15 protein-coding genes are annotated in these 20,797 nt (G+C 70.3%); 4 read left to right on the forward strand and 11 right to left on the reverse strand.

Annotated features, from left to right (window positions below; translation table 11 throughout):
- Positions 1-86 precede the first annotated feature (86 nt).
- The 4 genes from JRI60_RS54455 to JRI60_RS10845 form a co-directional block, all read right to left on the reverse strand.
- Positions 87-5,312 (reverse strand): DUF6982 domain-containing protein, encoded by a 5,226-nt coding sequence (locus JRI60_RS54455; protein WP_204225765.1) that lies wholly within the window; start codon positions 5,310-5,312, stop codon positions 87-89.
- 128 nt (positions 5,313-5,440) lie between these two features.
- A complete protein-coding gene (locus JRI60_RS10835; protein ID WP_204225766.1) occupies positions 5,441-6,799 on the reverse strand; it encodes a peptidase MA family metallohydrolase in 1,359 nt (452 codons plus the stop codon).
- Between the two features lie 58 nt (positions 6,800-6,857).
- Entirely contained in the window at positions 6,858-8,072 is a 1,215-nt protein-coding gene (gene ilvA / locus JRI60_RS10840) for a threonine ammonia-lyase (protein ID WP_204225767.1), read from the reverse strand.
- 83 nt (positions 8,073-8,155) lie between these two features.
- Positions 8,156-9,385, reverse strand: coding sequence for a Glu/Leu/Phe/Val family dehydrogenase (locus tag JRI60_RS10845; protein WP_204225768.1), 1,230 nt, complete (start codon positions 9,383-9,385; stop codon positions 8,156-8,158).
- A gap of 62 nt (positions 9,386-9,447) precedes the next feature.
- Here JRI60_RS10845 and JRI60_RS10850 point away from each other — a divergent pair, with 62 nt between their 5' ends.
- Positions 9,448-9,939 carry a helix-turn-helix domain-containing protein gene (locus tag JRI60_RS10850; RefSeq protein WP_204225769.1) on the forward strand — a complete coding sequence of 164 codons (492 nt, stop codon included), beginning with the start codon at positions 9,448-9,450 and terminating at the stop codon, positions 9,937-9,939.
- 152 nt (positions 9,940-10,091) lie between these two features.
- On the opposite strand, the gene JRI60_RS10855 is transcribed toward JRI60_RS10850, so the two are convergent.
- On the reverse strand, positions 10,092-12,524 hold the full coding sequence (locus tag JRI60_RS10855) for a DEAD/DEAH box helicase (protein ID WP_204225770.1): 2,433 nt from the start codon (positions 12,522-12,524) through the stop codon (positions 10,092-10,094).
- 69 nt (positions 12,525-12,593) lie between these two features.
- Between JRI60_RS10855 and JRI60_RS10860 the strand changes: the two genes are divergently transcribed.
- Complete coding sequence (locus tag JRI60_RS10860) at positions 12,594-13,685, forward strand: sigma-70 family RNA polymerase sigma factor (protein ID WP_204225771.1); 1,092 nt, start codon at positions 12,594-12,596, stop codon at positions 13,683-13,685.
- 27 nt (positions 13,686-13,712) lie between these two features.
- Here JRI60_RS10860 and JRI60_RS10865 read toward each other — a convergent pair whose 3' ends face one another.
- The 4 genes from JRI60_RS10865 to JRI60_RS10880 form a co-directional block, all read right to left on the reverse strand.
- A complete protein-coding gene (locus JRI60_RS10865; protein WP_204225772.1) occupies positions 13,713-14,129 on the reverse strand; it encodes a hypothetical protein in 417 nt (138 codons plus the stop codon).
- A 260-nt stretch (positions 14,130-14,389) separates the two neighbouring features.
- Positions 14,390-14,788: a YkgJ family cysteine cluster protein gene (locus JRI60_RS10870; protein ID WP_204225773.1), complete on the reverse strand. Its 399-nt coding sequence runs from the start codon at positions 14,786-14,788 to the stop codon at positions 14,390-14,392.
- A gap of 79 nt (positions 14,789-14,867) precedes the next feature.
- Positions 14,868-15,725, reverse strand: coding sequence for a nucleotidyltransferase (locus tag JRI60_RS10875; protein ID WP_204225774.1), 858 nt, complete (start codon positions 15,723-15,725; stop codon positions 14,868-14,870).
- A gap of 110 nt (positions 15,726-15,835) precedes the next feature.
- Complete coding sequence (locus tag JRI60_RS10880; protein ID WP_204225775.1) at positions 15,836-16,057, reverse strand: hypothetical protein; 222 nt, start codon at positions 16,055-16,057, stop codon at positions 15,836-15,838.
- Between the two features lie 196 nt (positions 16,058-16,253).
- Between JRI60_RS10880 and JRI60_RS10885 the strand changes: the two genes are divergently transcribed.
- Positions 16,254-16,529, forward strand: a complete 276-nt coding sequence (locus JRI60_RS10885) for a hypothetical protein (protein ID WP_204225776.1) — start codon at positions 16,254-16,256, stop codon at positions 16,527-16,529.
- Between the two features lie 24 nt (positions 16,530-16,553).
- On the opposite strand, the gene JRI60_RS10890 is transcribed toward JRI60_RS10885, so the two are convergent.
- On the reverse strand, positions 16,554-18,104 hold the full coding sequence (locus JRI60_RS10890) for an MBL fold metallo-hydrolase (RefSeq protein ID WP_204225777.1): 1,551 nt from the start codon (positions 18,102-18,104) through the stop codon (positions 16,554-16,556).
- A 167-nt stretch (positions 18,105-18,271) separates the two neighbouring features.
- On the opposite strand from JRI60_RS10890, the gene JRI60_RS10895 reads away from it, so the two are divergent.
- The gene (locus tag JRI60_RS10895; protein ID WP_204225778.1) at positions 18,272-19,051 is read left to right on the forward strand and encodes a DUF6683 family protein; all 780 of its coding nucleotides are present in this window, start codon (positions 18,272-18,274) and stop codon (positions 19,049-19,051) included.
- A 151-nt stretch (positions 19,052-19,202) separates the two neighbouring features.
- Here the strand turns inward: JRI60_RS10895 and JRI60_RS10900 are convergent, their stop codons facing one another.
- Positions 19,203-20,765 carry a beta-ketoacyl synthase N-terminal-like domain-containing protein gene (locus JRI60_RS10900; RefSeq protein ID WP_204225779.1) on the reverse strand — a complete coding sequence of 521 codons (1,563 nt, stop codon included), beginning with the start codon at positions 20,763-20,765 and terminating at the stop codon, positions 19,203-19,205.
- Positions 20,766-20,797: the final 32 nt, after the last annotated feature.

Genomic DNA, 20,797 nt, shown 5'->3' on the forward strand with positions numbered 1-20,797 from the left:
ACTGCCCGGAGGGGCCTCGGTGACGAGGCCCCTCTTTCATTTGAGGGCAGGGGTACCGCCGGGCAGGAGTGGCCCGGCGGTACGGCTCAACCCTCGGCGACGGCCTGCACGCTCGCGCGGTAGATGAAGATGCGCGAGGTGTTGGTGCGCATGTCGGCGGGGATGACGAAGAAGCCCTGACCGGTGCCCTTGTAGTCGTGGGAGAAGCCGGCCACCTGGCGTCCGTCGGTGAAGGTGACGCGGATCTTCTGCCCATCCGGCTGCGGCGGACGGCTGCCGGTGGCGAGCATGAAGAAGATGGCCTTCACGCGCGTGACCGGAATGCGCTCGGGGGCGAAGCCGGTCTGCTGCTCGAGCGGGATGACCTCGTTGAGCAGGTCCACGTCGCGGATGGCGCCGCGCTTCACCTGGCCCTCCACGGTGTGGATGATGACCCGGTGCTCGCCCTCGATGAACGCGTTGACGGGGGCGATGACGGCCGATGCGGACGTGGAGGCCGACACGGCCGGAATGGATTGGAGCGTGGCGCGCGGAGGCGGAGCCCCGGGCACGAGCACCGGACCCAGGGAAGGTTTCGCGGCAACGGCCGACACCGGGGCGGCGGAGGGAGTCGCGGGAGCCCTCGGAGCCATCGCGGGAGGCGGAGGCGGCACGGGGGCCCTGGCCACCGGAGCGGAGACCACGGGAGGCGGAGGCGGTACGGCCATCGCGGGCGGTTGCTCCACGACGTCCTCCGACAGGTCGATCTCCGGCATCTCCGGCTCGGCCTCCATGACGGGCAGGTCGGCCTCGGGCGCCGCCAGATCGATCACCGGCATCTCGGGCTCGGCCTCCATGATGGGCAGGTCGGCCTCGGGCGCGGGCGGAGGCGACGCCATCACCGGCATCTCGGGCTCGGCCTCCATGATGGGCAGGTCGGCCTCGGGCGTGGGCTCGGCGCTGGCCATCTCCTCGACGGGCGTGGCGAGGCTTTCTCCATGGCCCCAGGCGGGTGCCTGCTCCTGGCCGGACCAGTGTGCCTGCGGATCCGCCGACTCGTCCGCGGACCAGGAGCCACTCGTCCCGAACATGGAGGCGTCACCGCCAGGGCTCATGGGCTCGGCGTCGTGGGCGCTCGCACCCCACTCACCCTGGCCCTCGGTCTGCTGCGTGTTCCATCCCGTCGCATCCGCGGCGGGCGCGCTCCAGGCCGTCTCCGCGGGCGCGCTGGCCCACTCGCCCTGGGCCGAGGTCTCGCCGCCCGGAGCGGACCACTCGGGCGATGCGGCCGGGGCCGCGGACGAGTCCGACGTCACCCACTCGGGTTGAACCTCCTCGACGGGCGAGCCCCACTCGGTCTGGGCCTCGACCGGAGCGTTCCAGTCGGGCTGAGGCTGCTCGGCCGGAGTGGCATTCCAGTCCTGTGTGGTGCCACCCGGAGTCCACGCGGGCTGGGGTTCGGAGGTAGCCCACTCGGGCTGGGCCTCCATGACGGGCTGCTCCTCGACGGGAGTGGCCCACTCGGGCTGAGGCTCGGCGGTGGCGGAAGGCTCGGAGGTAGCCCACTCGGGCTGAGCCTCCATGACAGGCTGTTCCTCGGCGGGAGTGGCCCACTCGGGCTGCGCCTCAGCGGTGGGCTGGGGCTCGGAGGTGGCCCACTCGGGCTGAGCCTCCATGACAGGCTGCTCCTCAGCGGGAGTGGCCCACTCGGGCTGCGCCTCAGCGGTGGGCTGGGGCTCGGAGGTGGCCCACTCGGGCTGAGCCTCCATGAGGGGTTGCTCCTCGATGGGAGTGGCCCACTCGGGCTGAGGCTCGGCAGCGGCGGAAGGCTCGGAGGTGGCCCACTCGGGCTGAGCCTCCATGACAGGCTGCTCCTCAGCGGGAGTAGCCCACTCGGGCTGAGCCTCGGCGGTGGGCTGGGGCTCGGAGGTGGCCCACTCGGGCTGAGCCTCCATGAGAGGCTGCTCCTCGACGGGAGTGGACCACTCGGGCTGCGCCTCAGCGGTGGGCTGGGGCTCGGAGGTGGCCCACTCAGGCTGAGCCTCCATGAGAGGCTGCTCCTCGACGGGAGTGGACCACTCGGGCTGCGCCTCAGCGGTGGGCTGAGACTCGGAGGTGGCCCACTCGGGCTGAGCCTCCATGAGGGGCTGCTCCTCGGCGGGAGTGGCCCACTCAGGCTGCGCCTCCATGACGGGCTGCTCCTCGACAGGAGCGGACCACTCGGGCTGGGGCTCGGCAGCGGCGGAAGGCTCGGAGGTGGCCCACTCGGCCTGCACTTCGATGGGAGCCTGCTCCTCGACAGGAGCGGACCACTCGGGCTGAGCCTCGGCGGTGGGCTGGGGCTCGGAGGTGGCCCACTCGGGCTGGGCCTCCATGAGGGGCTGCTCCTCAACGGGAGTGGACCACTCGGGCTGCGCCTCGGCGGTAGGCTGAGACTCGGAGGTGGCCCACTCGGGCTGAGCCTCCATGAGAGGCTGTTCCTCGACGGGAGTGGCCCACTCGGGCTGCGCCTCAGCGGTAGGCTGAGACTCGGAGGTGGCCCACTCGGCCTGCACCTCGAGGGGAGCCTGCTCCTCGACAGGAGAGGCCCATTCGGGCTGTGCCTCCATGACGGGCTGCTCCTCGGCAGGAGCGGACCACTCGGGCTGGGGCTCGGCGGTGGCGGAAGGCTCGGAGGTGGCCCACTCGGGCTGGGCCTCCATGACCGGTTGCTCCTCGACGGGAGTGGCCCATTCGGCCTGCACCTCAGCGACAGGCTGAGACTCGGAGGTGGCCCACTCGGCCTGCACCTCGATGGGAGCCTGCTCCTCGACGGGAGTGGCCCACTCGGGCTGGGGCTCGGCAGCGGCGGAAGGCTCGGAGGTGGCCCACTCGGGCTGGGCCTCCATAAGGGGCTGCTCCTCGACGGGCGCGGACCACTCGGGCTGCGCCTCGGCGGTGGGCTGGGGCTCGGAGGTGGCCCACTCGGCCTGCACCTCGATGGGCGCCTGCTCCTCGGCGGGAGTGGCCCACTCGGGCTGCGCCTCGATGGACGGCAGCTCGCCGCCGTCGCTCAGAGGCGTGCCGTATGCGGTGGTGTCCTCGGGTGGAGGCTCGGCGGCACCCGTCTCCGCCGAGGGCTCCTCGCTCCCCGGCTGGTGGCCCCAGGTGGAGCTGGTCGCCGCGAACTCCGGCGTGCTCATGTACTCCGCCGCGCTCTCCAGCTGGAGCCCCGTTCCGGTGCCCTCGCCCTCGGTCGTGCTCCAGCTCGCGCTGGCGTCCGTCGCCTCGAGCGGCACGGCCTCGTCCGTCACGGTCGCGCCGGTCGGGTCCGCGTGACCCAGGAACTCGTTCGTGCTGGCGAGCGGCACGGGATCGCCCGGGTCGCCCGAACCGAACAGCGGCTCGCCCGAGTCCATCAGCTCGTTCCTCACCTCGTTGCGCTCCGCTGGCGCGCCCCACTCGGCGGGCCGCGTGGCCTCGGGATCGAACGAGTCGGTGACCTGGACGGTGTCCGCGTGCAGGTCGGGCGCGACCCGCACCGGATGCAGCGCCAGCGACGGCACGTGCGCCTCGGACGAGTAGCCCGGAGTCGACGGAGCGATCTCCGCACCGAGGTCGGCCACGTCGAAGGTGGGCTGCTCCACGCCATACTCCTCCGTGGCGGGAGACGCGGGCTCCTCGGAGGTCTGCCACGGCATCTCCAGCGCCGGGGCCGCTTGCGCGGCGGGCTCGGGCGTGGCCTCGAGGTCGGAGACGTCGAACGTGGGCGTCTCCGGCTCGGCGGAGGGCTCCGCGGCCTGGACGTCGTTCACGTCCAGCGTGGACACGGGCTCCACGCTGGCTTGGGGCGGGTACGCGGGCAGTGCGTACGACGCGGTGATCTCCATCCGGTAGCTCGGATCCTCGAGCAGGGCGAGGTCCGGATCGTCCGGGTTGGCGGGCGGCTGCCCGGCGTCTCCCGAGGCCGCTTCGTCAGCCGACGCGTCATAGGCGGGCGGGGCGAGCGTGGAGGTGCTCGACTCCATGTCCACCGCGAGCGGCGCGGAGGCCCACTCGTCCGCGAGCGGGGCCGTGGGCTCCTCGGCGAGCACCGGCTCGGACGCGGAGATGGGCTCCGCGGTGAGCAGCGGCTCGGCCGGGAGCATGTCGGCCTCGGACTCGATCAGCTCGATGTCGGAGGCACTCACCTCGATGGTGCGGCTGGGGGTCAGCGGCACCTCGGCCACGGGCGGCGAGGAGACGGGAGCGGGCTGCGTCAGGTCGGAGTTGAGCGAGGAGAAGTCGTCCTCACCCAGCTCGATGGGTCCCGAGGACTCCTCCGGGGGCGTGGCCTCGTGCACCGGCTGGTGCGCGGTGAGCGAGGCCGTCGAGGGCGCGGTGACGTCGTTCCAGTCGCTCATGTCGACCGACTCGGGAACGTTCTCGGGGAGGGAGATGGCCTCGCTGACGGGCGTGACGTCGGTGTCGGACACCTCGAAGACGTCGTCGGCGGGGGGCTCGGCCGCGTCGAGCGACTCGGGCTCCGGCTCGGAAGCGGTGGACGCGAGAGGCTCCGGGGTGGGCTCCGCCCAGGGCGCGGGCTCGCTCAGCGCGGGGATGTCGAGGTTCTCGCTCTCGAGGCTGATCTTGACCGGATCCGGCATCGGCTGCGGCTGCTGCGGCACGTACCCGGGCACCTGGGGATAGGTGGTGGCCGGTTGCTGCGCGGCGCTGGCTGCCGGGTCCTGCTGCGGATCGGTCGGGTAGGCCTGGCCCTGCGTGGCCGCGTAGGGGTCCTGACCCTGCTGGGAGTCGTAGCCCTGGGCGGGGTAGGCGTACCACTGGCCATCGGCGCCGTAGTAGCCCTGTGGCTGCGCGTAGGGATCCTGACCCTGGTGGGGGTCGTAGCCCTGGGTGGGGTAGGCGTACCACTGGCCATCGGCGCCGTAGTAGCCCTGGGGCTGCTGCGCGTAGGCCTGGTTGGGATCGTAGCCCTGGTTGGGGTCGTAGGCCTGATTGGGATCGTAGCCCTGGTGGGGGTCGTAGCCCTGGGTGGGGTAGGCGTACCACTGGCCATCGGTGCCGTAGTAGCCCTGGGGCTGCTGCGCGTAGGCCTGGTTGGGATCGTAGCCCTGGTGGGGGTCGTAGCCCTGGGCGGGGTAGGCGTACCACTGGCCATCGGCGCCGTAGTAGCCCTGTGGCTGCTGAGCGGGGTCCATGGCCACGGCGGGCTCCTGAGCGGGCGTTCCCTGGTCACCCAGGGACCCACGCAGCTCGTTCCAACGAGCCTCCTCCGCGGGGGAAATATTTCCCCGCGTCCGCTTCTCGTCCAGGAAGCGAAACTCCCTCATCGCCGCACGCGTGTCGGACATCCATCACCTCGCTGCGGGTCCGGGGCCGGAGCTTCAGCCGCAGCGCCTGAAGCCAAATAAAATTCCGCGCGAGTGTAGGAGACTCAGGAGGAGGGGTAAACTTCGCGGACGCGGATTCAGCCCGCTCGTTACCTCCGCGAGAGAGCGGCCTTCACGGCGGCCTCCAGTTCCGGGACGCCCCGGCCATAGCGCTGCTGGAGGGCCTCCTCGAAGGGGGTGCCCTGACCTACCTCGCGGATGAGGCCGAGCAGCCGGGTGGGCCCTCCGTCGCCGAGCAGCTCCCGGACGGCCACGGCCGAGGTGCCATAGGCGAGGGCGGGGTCGCTCTGGTGGATGAGGGCCTGCCCGGCCATCTGGGAGAGGCGGGGGAGCTGGCCCGACTGAGCGGCGCCTCGCAGGCGGGTGGCCAGCGCGTAGGGCGGCTTGTCGCTGCCCAGGTAGCGCCACTCGACGTACTCGGCGAGGCCCTCGTTGAGCCAGATGGGGACGTGCTGGCCGCCAGCGGCGGCGCGGACGAGGTCATCCACCACGGAGTGAACGTACTCGTGGACGAGGGTGGCCTTGGTCTGCTGGGTGAGCTCGGCGGCGTCGTTGATGCGGATGGCGCCGTCCGAGTACAGCCCGGCCACGGCGCGAGCGAGGGCGGCGCCCTGGTGGGTGCGGAACTCCTCGCGGGTGTAGAGGATGACGTCCACGGGGGCCTCGCGCGCCTCGCCCAGCACCTGGCGGGTGTGGACGTAGGCCTCGTCGAGCGCGGAGACGATGCGGCCCTCGTACTCGGCGCGCTGGCCGAAGTCGCGCGCGTTGTTGAAGTACTTCACCACGAAGCGGCTGTTGGCGCGGGTGCGCATGCCGTCCTCGCCCACGCCGGACTCGAACGCGAGGCCCGAGGAGCCCGAGGCCGGCTGGACGGAGCCCTTGTCTTCCTCGCCGGTGAAGCGGCGCTCGATGGCGAGGGCCGTGGCGCGCGCCTGGCTCTCCTCGGCGGACTCACCGCGGGCCTTCTGCAGCAGGACGCGGGCCTTGGCGGCCTCGGGCGAGCGCGGTGGCACCTTGCCCAGCACGGCGATGGCGCCCTGGGGATCCTTGTCCTCGAGGAGGAGCCGGCCCAGCTCCAGTCCGAAGTGACCCTCCTTGGGGAAGTGTTCCAGCCCGCGGCGCAGGGCATCCTCGGCGGCGCCGCGCTGGTCGGTGGCGAGCGCGGTGCGGGCGAGGCAGCGCAGGCCGGCGGCGGTCTCCTCGAAGAGCACGGCGCGCTCGCCGAGTGAGTACGCCATCACCGCGTCGGAGCCGGCGAGGGCCTCGCAGCCCTTGAGGAGCGAGGTGGCGACGGTACGGCGCTGGGGCGGTTCATAGCCCTTGGGGTCCACGGAGGACCAGGCGAGGTACAGGTCTTCCCACGCGCGCTGGGCGGCGAGTTTCTGGGCCTGCGCGGGCGTCGGGGGCGGATTGGCGGAGAGCAGGGCGGCGAGGAGCAGGGCACGCATGGTGCGCAGTATGGCCGAGCCCATGCCCCGGGACGAAGGGGGACCACCCCTGAAAAGCTCAGGTCTCTTCCGCCACCTGCCAGCCGTTCTGGGACAGGCTGGCCATCAGCTCCTGGATCTGTCCGCGGCCGCGCGTCTCCAGCGTCACCTCCACCGCCACCTCGCCCAGGCCCGCTCTGGAGAAGGCGCGGTTGTGGTAGATCTCCACCACGTTGGCGCCCTGCTGGGCGATCTCCGCGGTGAGCCGCGCGAGCATCCCCGGCCGGTCCGGCATGCGCACCACCAGCCGCACCAGCCGCCCGTCCTTCACCAGTCCTCGCTCGATGATGCGGCTGACGAGGTTGACGTCGATGTTGCCACCCGAGATGAGCAGCACCACCTTGCGGCCGCGCGCCGAGGGAATCTTCCCGTTGAGGAGCGCCGCCAGGCCCACCGCGCCCGCGCCCTCCACCACCGACTTCTCGCGCTCGAGCAGCAGGAGGATGGCGTTGGCGATCTCCTCCTCGTCCACCGTGACGATGTCGTCCACGTAGCGGCGGATCATCTCGAAGGTGTAGTCGCCGGGGCGCTTCACCGCGATGCCGTCCGCGATGGTGGTGCCGGCGGGCAGCTCCACCAGCTTCCCCGCGTCCACCGAGGCCTTCATGCTCGCGATGGCCGAGGCCTGCACGCCGATGACCTTGATGCGCGGGTTGGTCTCCTTGAGCGCGCACGCCACGCCGGAGATGAGCCCTCCGCCGCCGATGGGCACCACCACCATGTCCATGTACGGAATCTGCTCGAGCAGCTCCAGGCCGATGGTGCCCTGGCCCGCGATGACGAGCGGATCATTGAAGGGGTGGACGAAGACGCGGTTCTCTCGGTCCTGGATGCGCAGGGCCTCGGCGTAGGCCTCGTCGAAGTTGCTGCCGTGCAACACCACCCGGGCGCCGTAGGCGCGCGTGCGCGCGGCCTTGATGAGCGGGGTGCGCTCCGGCATGACGATGGTGGTGTTCATCCCCTGGCGGCCCGAGTGATAGGCGAGCCCCTGCGCGTGGTTGCCCGCCGACGCGGCGATGACACCGCGGGCCCGCTCATCCGGCGAGAGGGTGAGCAGCTTGTTGAGGGCCCCTCGCTCCTTGAAGGCGCCGGTGCGCTGCAGGTTCTCCAGCTTGCAGTACAGCGCCGAGCAGTCCGTGATGTCCTTGAACTGCTCCGACTTCGTGCAGGGCGAGCGGTAGACGGCTTCACCGATGCGCTGCTGGGCGTCTTCGATTTGCTGGAGCGTGACCATGGGTATGTGTCGCGCCTGATAACCGATGCGATGCCCGGGCGAAAGGGGAGGGCATTGCGGACCGGCGTCTGCCCGCCTGCCCGTCAAATACCTCTCAGTACCGTGGCCTTGCCCACCCGGCCGATGGCCAGGATGAATGCCGCGGTGCGCAACGTCACCTTGCGCGAGCGCGCCAGCTGGGCCACGCGGTCGTAGGCTTCCTTCATCGTCTTCTCCAGCTCCGCGTTCACCCGGTCCTCCTCCCAGGTGAGGTGCTGAAGATTCTGGACCCACTCGTAGTAGCTGACGGTCACACCTCCCGCGTTGGCGAGGATGTCTGGAACCACCAGCACGCCACGCTTCTCGAGCAGCTCGTCGGCCTCGGGGTCCATGGGGCCGTTGGCGCCCTCGATGACGAGCCGGGCGCGCACCGCGTTGGCGTTGTTGCGGTGCAAAGCATTGCCGAGCGCGGCGGGGATGAGGACGTCGCAGTCGGCGGCGAGCACGTCCTCGTTGGTGCAGGCCTGGCCGCCGCCGAAGCCGGTGACGGTGCCGGTGCGCTTCACGTGCTCGAAGAGGCCGGGCACGTCCAGGCCCTGCGGGTTGAACACGCCGCCGTACACGTCCGACACGGCCACCACCACGCCACCGTCCTGCCACAGCAGCTGCGCGGTGTGGCTGCCCACGTTGCCGAAGCCCTGGATGGCGAAGCGCGTGCCCTTCATGGGCAGGCCGGTGTCGCGGAGGATCTCCCGGGTGATGTAGAGCAGCCCGCGTCCGGTGGCCGAGTCACGGCCCTTGGAGCCGTACAGCTCCGGGGGCTTGCCGGTGACGACGGCCGGCGAGTGCCCGTGGTAGCGCGAGTACTGGTCCATGATCCACGCCATCACCTGGGGGTTGGTGTTGACGTCGGGGGCGGCGATGTCGCGGGTGGGACCGATGACGTCTTGAATCTGGTCCACGTACTTGCGGGTGAGACGTTCGATCTCCTTGAAGGAGAGCTGGGTGGGGTCCACCGCGATGCCGCCCTTGGCGCCGCCGTAGGGGAGGTTCACCACGGCGGTCTTCCACGTCATCAGCGAGGCGAGCGCGACGCACTCCTCCTGGGTGATGGAGGGGTGGTAGCGCAGGCCGCCCTTCATGGGGCCGCGGCTGTTGTCGTGCTGGATGCGGTAGCCGTGGAAGGTGCGGATCTCCCCGTTGTCGAGCTCGATGGAGACCTGGACCTTGACCTCGCGGAGAGGGGTGGCGAGCAGGGTCTCGATGCGCTCACCCACGTCCATGATGCGCGCGGCCTTGCGGAAGTAGTGGTGAATGCTTTCGACGGCGTGCATGGCCGGGAGGCTCTCCTGGACGCGAGACCTTAACAGACTGGGTGCGCTAGCATGGGTTCGCGATGCGCTCCAGTTCCCCGTCAGCCGAGGATGCGAGCGGGCACCTGCAAGGGCTCGCGCGCCGCATTCGTGCCCTGAGGGAGCGGAGGGGGCTGACCCAGGAGGACTTCGCCGCGCGCAGTGGCATCTCGGTGAGCTTCGCGTCGCTGTTGGAGCGGGGGGAGCGCAGCCCCAGCTACGAGACGCTGGTGCAGGTGGCGGGGGCGCTCCAGGTGCCGTTGGCGGAGCTCTTCCGGGTGGAGGAGGACGAGGTGGCGGGGGCGCACCGGCTGGTGGAGTTCGCGCGTGCGCGCCGGCTGATGCGGGCGGATGTGGATCGGCTGCTGGCGGTAGCGGAGGCGATGTTCACCGAGCGAGCGCCCGGAGAGGTGCTCGTGGAGGAGGCGCCGCGCTGCAAGGAGCCGGACTGCGGGCGGCCGGTTCTGGCGAAGGAACTGTGTGTCGCGCACTACCACCGTGCGCGTCGGGCGAAGCCAGCGAAACCCACCCCCTGAGGTCGACCCTCTCCCTCTGGGAGGGGGCCGGGGTGAGGGAGCCACGGACCCCGGGTTGAACCCTCGGCCCACCGTGTGCCACGGGTTGGAGAACGGGGACAGATACCCTCACCCCCACCCTCTCCCGAGGGGAGAGGGAGTCTTCGTCCCGTCTACCGGCGCCGGGCCCGCTCCAGCTTCAGCGTCTTCTCGCCGTGCTGCTTGCCGTTGAGGGCCTCGAAGGCGGGCACGTCCTCGTCGGCGATGAAGACGTACGCGTAGGTGGGCTTGAGCTCCACGCGCTGCACCTTGCCCGCCGGGGCGCCCAGTCCTTCCAGGGCGCTGGTGAGGGCGGCCTCATCCAACCCATCGGAGCGGCCCAGTCCCACCCACAGGCGGGCCTGACCGGGCACCTCGGGCGTGGACTCCTGGCGCTCGGGGCGCTCGGGGCGCGGCGGGCGCTCGCGGAAGCCGCGGGGCCTGTGCCGATCCACCTTCAGGGCCTTCTCGCCGTGCTGCTTGCCGTCGAGCGCCTCGAAGGCCTGCGCCTCCGCCTCGGGCACGTAGGCGTAGCCGTAGTGGGGGCGGAGCACCGCCTTGTTCACCTTGCCCGCGGGGGCGCCAGCGGCCTCCAGGGCGGCGATGAACTTCGCCTCGTCGAGGCCGTCGTCCATGCCCAGGTTGAACTTCAGCTTCACCTCGCCGGGGCCGGCGTCGGGCGAGGGCGGCGGCCGGTTCGGGTCGCGCTCGCCACGGGGCCGGCTCTTCTCCACCTTCAGGGCCTTGTCCTTGTACGGCTTGCCGGTGAGGGCCTCGAAAGCGGCCAGGTCCTCCTGGGCGATGAAGACATAGGCGAAGCCCGGCTTGAGATCGGCCCGCACCACCTTGTTGGCGGGGGCGCCGGCCTCCTCCAGGGCGGTGACGATGCTGCCGGGGCCCAGGCCGTCATCGGTGCCCAGGTTGACCCACAGCTTCACCTCGCCAGGGGCGGCCTCCTGCCCGGCGGGGCCACGCTCGCCGCGCTCACGGCGGCGCTTGTCGCCACGCTCCGCGCGCTCGCCACGCTCACGCGACTCGCCGGACGGCTCCGCGCGGCCCTCCCGGCGCTCCTCGCGGCGGGGCTTGTCCCTGTCCCGTTCCCGGTCGCGGGGGCGCTCACCGCGCTCGCGCTCCTTGCGGCGGCCCTCGGGCTTGCGCTCCTGCTGGGGCTCGCGCTCGGTCTCCCCGGCGGCCTGGGCCTTCTCCATGCGTAGGTGGCTGAAGAAGTACTTGAGCAGGAAGGCGACGAGGTCATCCGCGTCCGCCCGGCCCTTGAGCTGGGCGGCCAGGGGCAGGAAGCCCTCGAAGATGGAGCCGGAGGCGGCCTCGCGGATCTCCCGCACGTGGCGCTCGGCCCACAGGCGCATGGCCTCCTCGGGGGCGGGCATCTCGCGCTTCTCGAACTTGATGCCGAACTTCTTCTCCAGCACGGAGTAGGTGGCCAGCTCGCGGCCGGAGAAGAGGTTGATGGCGGTGCCCTTGTTGCCGATGCGGCCGGTGCGGCCCACCCGGTGCAGGTAGACGGCCGGGTCCTCGGGCAGCGAGTAGTTGATGACGTACTCGAGGCCGGAGATGTCGATGCCGCGCGCCGCGATGTCCGTGGCCACCATGAAGGCCACCTCGCCGCGCTTCACCTTGCCCATCACCCGCTCGCGCTCCTTCTGCGGCAGGTCCCCGTTGAGCAGGTCCGCGTCGAAGCCGTTGCGGTTGAGCACCGCCGTCACCAGCGCCGTGTCATCCCGCGTGTTGCAGAAGATGATGGCGTTGTGCGGCTCCTCCGCCTCCAGCACGTAGATGAGGTTGCGCGGCTTGGGGAAGGCGTCCGACACGTCGTAGCGGATGTGGTGGATGTGCTCGACGGTGAAGACGTCGCCGGAGAGCAGCAGCGTCTCGGCGTTGGTGGTGTAGCGGGCAATCAGGTTCTGGATGTCCGTGGGCACCGTGGCGCTGAAGAGCAGCACCTGCCGGTCCTTGGGGAGCCTGTCGAGGATGCGCGTCACCTCCTCGTAGAAGCCCTGGTTGAGCATCTCGTCGGCTTCGTCGAGCACCGCGTGGGAGCAGGCCTCGAGCTTGAGGTTGCCGCGGTTGATGTGGTCGAACACCCGGCCGGGGGTGCCGACGATGATCTGCGTGCCCTCCTCGAGCGCGTCCTCCTGCTGCTTCATGGAGGCGCCGCCGTAGATGGCCGCGACCTTGACGCCCTTGTGCTTGCCCAGGGCGGAGAGCTCCTCGGACACCTGGAGGGCCAGCTCTCGGGTGGGGCAGAGGATGAGGGCGCGCACGCGCTTGTCCTCGGCGGAAATCTTCTCCAGCAGGGGCAGGCCGAAGGCGGCCGTCTTGCCCGTGCCCGTCTTGCTCCGGACAATGAGATCCCTGCCCTCCATGACGGGCCGGAAGGCCTTGGCCTGGACGGGGGTGGGGTGGGTGTAACCGCGCTCCGTGATGCCGCGTCGCAGGGGCTCGGAGAGGTTCAAGTCATCGAAGCTGACGTCCGCGACGTACTCGGCGGGGCGGGTCGGGGCTTCGGCAGTGGTTTCCGGCTGCTCCGGAGGTTGAATGTCGCTCATCAAGGCAGGGGCATAACCCCTGCATTACCCTCTGGCAACAATCGGCTCACTTTGCATAAGGAACTCCCCATGGCGAATGGGAGGAAGAAAACGGGAGGTACGGGAACCCGGACCCGGGCGAAGCGTCCGGCCGCGGCCCCGCCCCCCGAGGAAGCAGAGGCCGTGGAGGCGGAATCCTCCGAGCCGGAACCGGAATCCCTGGAGCCGGCCCCCGAGGAGCTGGAGGAGGTGGAGGCCGAGGTGGAGGAGTCCCCCAAGGTCCCCGCCAGGGCCCTGGTGAGGGCGGGGGAGTCGGGGCTGGCCCGGGCCGACCCCCTCCAGGCGTACATGGCCGAGGTGACGCGCCACCCGCTGCTCACCCGGGAGGAGGAGACGGCGCTCGCCCGGCACTACCGGGATACGGGGGACGTACAGGCGGCCTATCGGCTGGTGGCGGCCAACCTGCGACTGGTGGTGAAGCTGGCCCACGAGTACCACCGCAACCCCCTGTCCCTGCTGGACCTGGTGCAGGAGGGCAACATCGGGCTGATGCAGGCGGTCAAGAAGTACGATCCGGAGCGGGGGGTGAAGCTCAGCTCCTACGCCGCATGGTGGATACGCGCCTACATCCTGCGTTACATCATGGACAACTGGAAGATGGTGAAGCTGGGGACGACGGAGGCCCAGCGGAAGCTCTTCTTCAAGTTGCGCCAGGAGCAGGAGAAGTTGATGGCGCAGGGCTTCGAGGTGACGCCGAAGATGCTGGCCGAGCGCCTCAACGTCACCGAGCAGGACGTGGTGGAGATGGACCAGCGGCTGGGTCACGACGAGATGTCGTTGGACGCGCCGGTGGGAGGAGAGGACTCGTCGGCGACGAGGATGGACCGTTTCCTGCCGTCGGCGGCGCAGGGGGCCGATGAGCGGCTGGGCAACGAGCAGCTCAAGGCGCTCTTCCGGGAGAAGCTGGGGGAGTTCTCGAAGTCGTTGGAGGGAAAGGAGCGGTTCATCTTCGAGAACCGACTCATCGCGGACGAGCCGCTGACGCTCCAGGACATCGGTGACAAGTACGGGGTGAGTCGCGAGCGGGCGAGGCAGATAGAGGCCGCGCTCATCAACCGGATGCGCGACTACATGCGCGAGCACATTCCGGACTTCGATCTGGTGGCGGTGCCGAAGGGATGAGGTGGGTGGGGAGGTGGGGGGGGACCCTCACCCCTCCTTGCGGGCCACGTGGAGCAGCCACGTGACGTACTGGCTCAGCGGGGCGCGCTCGGGCGTGAGGTCGTTGGCGCCCTGCCACTCGAAGCCGAAGAACCCGCGCTGCTGTTCCCCATTGTCTCGCATGAACAGACGGGGACTGGAGCCCGGAGGCAGCGGATCGAGGTTGGTGGGAGCGTCGTTCAGCTCCAGCGCGTTCTTCAACCGCAGCCAGCGCTCCTTGAGCGGGGGATGGCTGGAATAGAGATAGACGCGAAGGACGCCGTTGTGGAGCGCGTCGACACCGATGTACTGCCGCGTGCCGATGCGCACGGTCCGGTAGGGTGTGTCGCCGCCGGGCTCGGCCCCTGGAGCGGCTCCCGGCCGCAGAACGTCCTCCGTCCACGTCAGGAACATCTCACGGTCCATGGATTCCCTCGGGGCTCGGTCTACTCCATGACTTTGGAGGTGATGATGGAAAACAAGGAGATACTACTTCCGAAGTCCACCGATTGCTACAGGGGAGTGGCGTGGATGGCTTTACTGCTTGCGTAGCAGGTACAGCGCTCCGGCCTGGTCGTCGCTGATGAAGAGGAGCCAGTAGCGCATGCGTGGCAAGCTAACGAGGCGCTCGAGGGGCTCCAATCAGGGCCTCGGGTCTCCGTTACCCACGCTACGAAGCGGGCCCGCTACTGTGCCGAGTAGCGCCGGTGGCGGCCCCGGAAGTGCCGGTCGAGGTAGTCCTCCACCTCGGGTCCACGCGCCTCGCCCGCGGTGGCGAGCAGCGCATGCGCTCCATCCACGACCGAGAGCGCTTCCTCCAGGGACACCTCGCCCTCGGAGAGGGCGGAGAAGAGCTGGCAGTGGTAGCGGCGGCAGCCCTCGGGGCGCTCGGCGTAGGCGGTGCACCGTCGCCCGTCCAGCGCCGCGCAGCGCTGGGGGAGCACGGGCCTTCCGTCCTCTCGCTCCCTCACCGGCAGGCCGAGGGCCTTCAAGGGAGCGACCTCGTCAGGCCGGAGCGGCACGTGGGTGAAGAGCGTGCCGTCGCAGCACAGGCCGCAGCGCAGGCAGAGGGTGGAGAGAGGCATGAGGCGCGTCGACTCCGGGAGCGAGGAGCCCCCTTGCTAGTGGTGGACGACCCGCCGGGCAAGGGCCGCGCCGTACGCCCTACTTCTTGTAGTCGCGGAACGTCGCGACCTCCTCCAACCGGGCGTCGGCGTAACCCCAGTGCTCGACGTCCACACTGTACTGGCCCTTGGCGATCAACATTCCCCGGCAGAGCTTCTTCTTCTCGGGCTCGTTGTGCTGGTCGCGGGCCCGGTCGAGCAGCTCGTCCCAGACCCAGCGGGGCACGTGGTCGCGCTGGCCCGGGTAGCTGAAGCGGTAGAAGGTCAGGTGGGCCAGCAGCACCTCCCAGTGCGGCGTGAACCGCATCATCAGGTGCTTCCAGTCCATCTGCTTGCCGCGGGCGAGGATGAGGTGATTGATGTCCGTGCCGTCGAAGCGCTCGCGCTCGCAGACGAAGGCCTTGGACCAGATGATGTCCTCGGGCGGCGCCACGAGGATGGGCAGGCCGTGGACGACGCCCGGGTTGGACCGGTCGATCCAGTAGTCGTCCACCACCGCCACACCGTTGCCCGAGCTGAAGATGAGGTCGGCGAAGTACTCGTCGTTGGCGTACGCCTTGGCGATCCACACCGGGTCATGCATCTTCGTCTGGAAGCCCATGCTCCCCAGGGCCTCCATCGCGCGCTGCACGTGCTCGCGCTTGAGGAAGATGTCCAGGTCCTTGGTGTCGCGATAGATGCCCGTGTACAGGTGGAGCGCGTAGGCGCCCGCCACCACGAAGGGAATCTCCGCGTTCTTGAGCGTGCTCAGCGCCAGCAGGTGCGCGCCCCGTTCGATGGGTGGGCGCTGATCCGCCTGCATGGGAGGTGGGGCCTTGCTCGGCCTGCTCGTCTGCTCCGGAGATGCCTTCTGGCTGTCCTGCGTCTCCGGCAGCTTGTCGGTATCTTGAACATTCATGGCACGCCCTCGGTGTCCTGCCAGGGAGGTTAGGGTCGGGGGCAGCCGGGGGGCAGGTCAGCGGACGGTGCACCAGCCCGGTCGGCTGCTTTCCAGACGAGGAGAAGAGGTCAGCTCGGGGTGGCCCAGAGGGCCGTTCCGGGCTCGCTTCCATTCACCTGCCGCTCCGCATGGCGGTAGGCGCGAGCCTTGGAGGGCGCATCGACCTTCATCCGCTCCCCACGGGGACCGTGGAGCTCCAGGTGATAGCTCTCTTCCCGCGGCCCTTCGTTCGCGATGCTCCAACCGGCCTGCTTGATGTGTTTCTTGCACACGCGCTCACGTCCTCGCATGGCCAACCCCCTTCCTTTCCTTCGCGGCCGCGGCGCGGCCTTCGTCACGAAGATTCAGGATTTGTCCGCCCGAGCGCGGCTGCATGCCCTGACGGAAGTTTCGGGCTCGGATGCCCGCTCCTCGGCCCGGCGCGTGGTGCGACCCCTGGCACGCCGGACCGAGGCGGTCCCATGGTGAGGCGAGAGGGTTGACATCATGGCACTCCCCAAGCACGTAGACGAAGCAGCCGACCGGCTGCACGAGGCCTTCGCACGAATCGAGGCGGCCCGCGCCGCGCCCACGAGCACGGAGAGCCTGCGCGAATGGCTGACCGCGCTCACCGACTACGCCCAGGCCCTGATGGACCTGCACGAGTTCACCAACGAATCGGTCCACGAGAAGCTGCATGTCCTGGCGGGGCAGCTCAACCTTCGGGCCTTCCCGGAGGAGCCCCTCCGGGAGGCCGAGCCCGCGCAACCTCCAGGGCACTGAGCAGGCCGGGGCGAGCCGTTCGCGTCATGCCCCGCGGCGTGCCGGGATGCCGCCGAAGGGCCAGCGGAAGCCCGGGTGCGGGTGGATGTCCGGTGCCTTGCGCCCCCGCCAGGCCAGGGACTCGCCGGGGCGGAGCAGCAGCGCCTGGGGCCCGTGCCCCACCTGCCGGCGCACCTGCTTCAGGCGCTCGGGGTACGGATCCGCGTCCGGGTTCTCGTCCAGGGTGCTGGCGCCACTCACCGGCTCGCCAGGGTAGCCCGGGTAGCGCGGGCCCATGCCCTCGCGCCAATACCAGGGCGCACCGCCGTCGGCACAGGGCACCACGTAGCGCGCGCCGAGCAGCTCGCCGTAGCGCAGGGCCTCCTCTGGCCCGGCCATGAGCTGCTGCGGTGTGGCGAGCGCGTCCAGGGGCACGTCGACCAGGTAGGCGTCCAGGGTGGTGTAGCCGAAGAAGAGCGGCTTGAGCCGGAAGCCCCGCACACCGCAGAAGAGCACGTCCACGGGTGCCTCCTCGCGCAGCGCGCGGCACACGCCGTCCATGTCTCCGCGCACGTCGTGCCCGGCATCGGCGAAGAAGGCCGCCGAGAAGTCCGGTGTGCGCACCAGCCAGGTGTTCCCCTCGTTGAAGAGGCCCGGGTAGAGGCCCTCGCCGTCGGTGGGCTGCTCGCCGTGGAAGGGCAGGGCGCGCACGGTGATGTCGCCCACCCGCCGCTCCTCGCCCCAGCGCAGGGGCTCGACGCGGGTATACCCGAGCTGCTTCAACCGCAGCACGCAGTCGGTGGAGAAGAGGCTCTCGCGCTCCACCGCGGGCACGAAGATGCGCGTGTCGCGCGGGAGCTGGAGCAGCGAGCCCAGGTGGAAGTGGTCCCCGTGCGAGTGGGTGATGACCACCGCGTCCACCGGGCCGAGGTCCCTCGGTTGCATCGGCTGGTAGTCCGGCCGGTCGAGCCCGCTGGCGGGGCGGAAGTAGGGGTCCACCAGGACTCGGGCCCGGGCGCTCGCCACCAGCACGGTGTTGTGACCGACGAAGAGGGCCCCCGGGGTGGGCACCTCCACCGGGCCCTCGTGGCGGACGAGCCAGCCCACGCTCGACATGTCTGCGAGCAGCTCGCCCACCGCGGGCTCCAGGGCGAGGGCTCGCAGCTCGGCCCGGGTGGCTCCGCGCGCCAGCGAGGCGAAGAGCTCGGCGAGGGCGGGCCACTCGCGGGCCTTCACGGGGAAGTCGAGCCCCCGCTCCTCCTGGCGCAGGTGGAGGATGCGCGGCTTGTGCTTCGCCGCGTCGGGGAACAGCACCTCGTGGCGCAGCGGGTAGCGCCCGCCCCGGCGCCTGCCGCCCTCGCGCAGCGCGGCATAGCGCGGGGTCTCCTCCAGCCAGCGCACCAGGGACTTCGCCTCGCGCAGGGCCCGCTCCGGCCCCAGCTCCGCGAGCCGCTGCTTCAGGGGGACATGGGCCTGCCGCACGGGCCGGGCGGTGGGGCCCTGGATGCTGCAACCCAGGTCCTCATGGTGCTCCGCCTCGGTACGGGCCGAGGCGAGGACGGCCAGGCTGACGCCACGGTGGAGGGTGAGCCGCATGCCTGGAGCAGCTACCAACCCCCGGGGGAAGTGGCCAGCGCATTCGCTGACTGGCTTGCCAGCACGCGCCCTTTCCGCTGATGTTCCCGCGTCCATCGGGATTGTGGGCCGGAGCACCGGGCTGACTCCCGTGGAGCGCTACTTCCCAAATCAGTGTGGAGGGGGACATGAACGACTTTTCCAGGACGGTTTTCGCCATCGCCGTGGGGTGCATCCTGCTCGGCTCGGCGGGTGAGGCGGGCGCGCAGCCCACGAGCCCGTACCGGCAGTACAGCGGCAGCATGTTCGTCAACGGCAACCTCAAGCTCTTCTTCCGCAAGCAGTGGTGGGCCCATGACTTGCGGGAGCAGGGGAGGAACACCGCCGGGGGGCGCCAGGCCCTCGTGGGCACCGAGGAGGCTTCCGGCATCCTGCAGGTGAAGCTGCCGCTCGCGGTGTCGTCGTTCCGCTCGGTGGGCGGGCCCATCGTGCCCCGCCGGCTGGCCGCGGGCCTCCAGGACATCGACGAGGAGCACCGTCAGTCGCTCGAGACCTCCTTCAGCTCGCTGCTGAAGGGCTATGAGCAGCACCTGGATCGGAACGACGAACAGCGATTGAAGAACAACCTCGCCGGGGCCTTCAGCTTCCTCTTCGCGTCTGCCTATCTGGCGCTCAAGAACCAGGAGCTGAGCGACGAGCAGCGCGAGAGCATGCTGGAGCAGCTCAACGATGGCATCGCCATGGCGCTCAAGGAGCGGCGGCTGTCGGATCGCGACAAGCAGGAGATGTATGAGTCGGTGGTGCTCGCGGGCACCATCGTCCGAGGGCTCTACGCCGAGGGGCGCGACAAGGGCCGCCCGGAGCAGCTGAAGCTGGCGCGGGAGCTGGGCAAGGACCTGCTGGAGCAGATGCTGGGCCTGACCCTGGACAAGGTGCGCGTCGATGGCGACAGCGTGAGGCTCGACTGACGCGCGGTGGGAGCGCGTAGCCTCGGGGGCAACGGCTTCCGCCAACGCCTGGCGCACCTCGTTCCGACTGTGATTGTCTTTGGGCGAGCGATGTCGGCTTCCGTCCCGCCTTCGGGGGCGGGTGGGAAGGAGCCCGCCCCTCGGGGAGCGCTCAGCGCCAGGGGCGCGAGATGACGCAGGCGTTGATGCCGCCCACGCCCATGGACAGCTTGCCGGCGCAGCCCTGGGGCGCGGCCACCGCCTTGTCGAAGACGTAGCGGCTGTGCAGCTGGCCGAGCCCCTTGTTGAGTTCCGGCTCGGACAGCGGGGTGGGGAACACCTGGCCCCGGGCATAGCCGAGGTACTGGGCCGTCAGCTCCCAGCCGCCACCGGCGCCCATGCCGTGGCCGAAGGTGCCCTTGCGCGCCGTCACCAGCACCGTCTCGGGCAGCACCGCGCGCAGCGTCTCCATCTCCAGCACGTCGCCCGGGGTAGCGGTGGCGTGCAGGTCCCAGCTGCCCACCTCGGCGGGCGTCACGCCCGCGGACTGCAGCGCCTCGTGGATGGCCACGGAGGGCCCCTCCTTCGAGGGCGTGATGATGTGGTCCGCGTCCGCGGTGACTCCCACGGTGATGGGCTCCATGCCCAGCGGCTTGAAGCCCTTGGCGGTGAAGTACTCCAGGTCCCCGAGGATCCACACCACCGAGCCGCCGGCCACGTGCGTGCCGCGCAGCTGCGTGAGCGGCTTGGACACCGCGCCGTCCGCGCTCACCACGCGCGCGTTGTAGAAGCCACCCACCGTGAGCTCGTGCGGGGGCGGATCCGTCATCCCCATCACCACGGCCTTGGCGTCGCCCCGGCGGATGGCGTCCAGCGCCAGCTTCAGCCCGTAGCCGAACGAGGAGCACGCCGCCACCGGCGCGAACGTCATGCCGGTGATCTTCCCCATCATCGAAATCTGCGAGGCGGGGGTGTTGTGGATGTTCCAGAGGATTTCTGCCGGCACCGCGTTCCAGGGCGGCTCGGGAGCGCCCCACTTCTTCTGCAGGCGCTGGTTGCGCGTGCGCTTCTCCTTGATGACGGCCAGCTTGGCGGCCTCCACGTTGCCGCCCTCGACGCCCAGGCCTTCGATCTCCTTCTGCTCGGCGAGGTACTCGCGCAGCTCGGGGGACTGGCCGGCCCAGAAGTGCCACCAGGCCTCCTCGGCCACGTCGCGCTCGAGCTCCTCCACCGTGGAGGGCTCGGGGGGCAGTCCGGGCAGCGGCTCACGCGTCTCCTGCCAGCGGCGCAGGGCGCTGTTGCGCTCGGGCGAGGCCCAGAACCGGTCCCACCGCCGCTGGGCGCGGTGCAGCCCCAGGGTGATGTCGTGGATGGTTGGCAGATCTCCCAGGCCGGTGCCCACGTACACGTGCGCGCGAGGCCCCAGCCCCTGCAGCTCCTGCTCCAGGCCCGGGTTCTGGCCCAGCGCCTGGATGAAGGAGCCGATGGCCATCTTCGTGGGCATGCCCATCTTCTTCTCGAGCTGGGCGTAGCGGGTGGCGGGGAAGCGCGCGTCGATCCACGGCTTGTACTCCGTGAAATCGAAGTCCGGCTGGCCCACCAGGAAGTTGTTGGGACCGAAACCCTCGAAGGGGGAGAGCCAGCTCTCCGCCGATGCCAGGTTCCGCTCGAAGGCCTCGATGTTCCGGGACCGGGGCGCGACCACTCCCCAGCCGAAGATTCCCACTCTGCGCACGTTGGTACCCCTGACTTCTGATCCGCCGCTGG

Origin of the sequence: Archangium violaceum, from assembly GCF_016887565.1 — a bacterium.
Lineage (GTDB): Bacteria > Myxococcota > Myxococcia > Myxococcales > Myxococcaceae > Archangium > Archangium violaceum_B.

Bases quoted from the DNA above. Each gene is read 5' to 3' on its own strand.
- JRI60_RS54455 (WP_204225765.1), bottom strand. From the start codon at position 5,312: ATGTCCGACACGCGTGCGGCGATGAGGGAGTTTCGCTTCCTGGACGAG.
- JRI60_RS10835 (WP_204225766.1), bottom strand. From the start codon at position 6,799: ATGCGTGCCCTGCTCCTCGCCGCCCTGCTCTCCGCCAATCCGCCCCCG.
- ilvA (WP_204225767.1), bottom strand. From the start codon at position 8,072: ATGGTCACGCTCCAGCAAATCGAAGACGCCCAGCAGCGCATCGGTGAA.
- JRI60_RS10845 (WP_204225768.1), bottom strand. From the start codon at position 9,385: ATGCACGCCGTCGAAAGCATTCACCACTACTTCCGCAAGGCCGCGCGC.
- JRI60_RS10850 (WP_204225769.1), top strand. From the start codon at position 9,448: ATGCGCTCCAGTTCCCCGTCAGCCGAGGATGCGAGCGGGCACCTGCAA.
- JRI60_RS10855 (WP_204225770.1), bottom strand. From the start codon at position 12,524: ATGAGCGACATTCAACCTCCGGAGCAGCCGGAAACCACTGCCGAAGCC.
- JRI60_RS10860 (WP_204225771.1), top strand. From the start codon at position 12,594: ATGGCGAATGGGAGGAAGAAAACGGGAGGTACGGGAACCCGGACCCGG.
- JRI60_RS10865 (WP_204225772.1), bottom strand. From the start codon at position 14,129: ATGGACCGTGAGATGTTCCTGACGTGGACGGAGGACGTTCTGCGGCCG.
- JRI60_RS10870 (WP_204225773.1), bottom strand. From the start codon at position 14,788: ATGCCTCTCTCCACCCTCTGCCTGCGCTGCGGCCTGTGCTGCGACGGC.
- JRI60_RS10875 (WP_204225774.1), bottom strand. From the start codon at position 15,725: ATGAATGTTCAAGATACCGACAAGCTGCCGGAGACGCAGGACAGCCAG.
- JRI60_RS10880 (WP_204225775.1), bottom strand. From the start codon at position 16,057: ATGCGAGGACGTGAGCGCGTGTGCAAGAAACACATCAAGCAGGCCGGT.
- JRI60_RS10885 (WP_204225776.1), top strand. From the start codon at position 16,254: ATGGCACTCCCCAAGCACGTAGACGAAGCAGCCGACCGGCTGCACGAG.
- JRI60_RS10890 (WP_204225777.1), bottom strand. From the start codon at position 18,104: ATGCGGCTCACCCTCCACCGTGGCGTCAGCCTGGCCGTCCTCGCCTCG.
- JRI60_RS10895 (WP_204225778.1), top strand. From the start codon at position 18,272: ATGAACGACTTTTCCAGGACGGTTTTCGCCATCGCCGTGGGGTGCATC.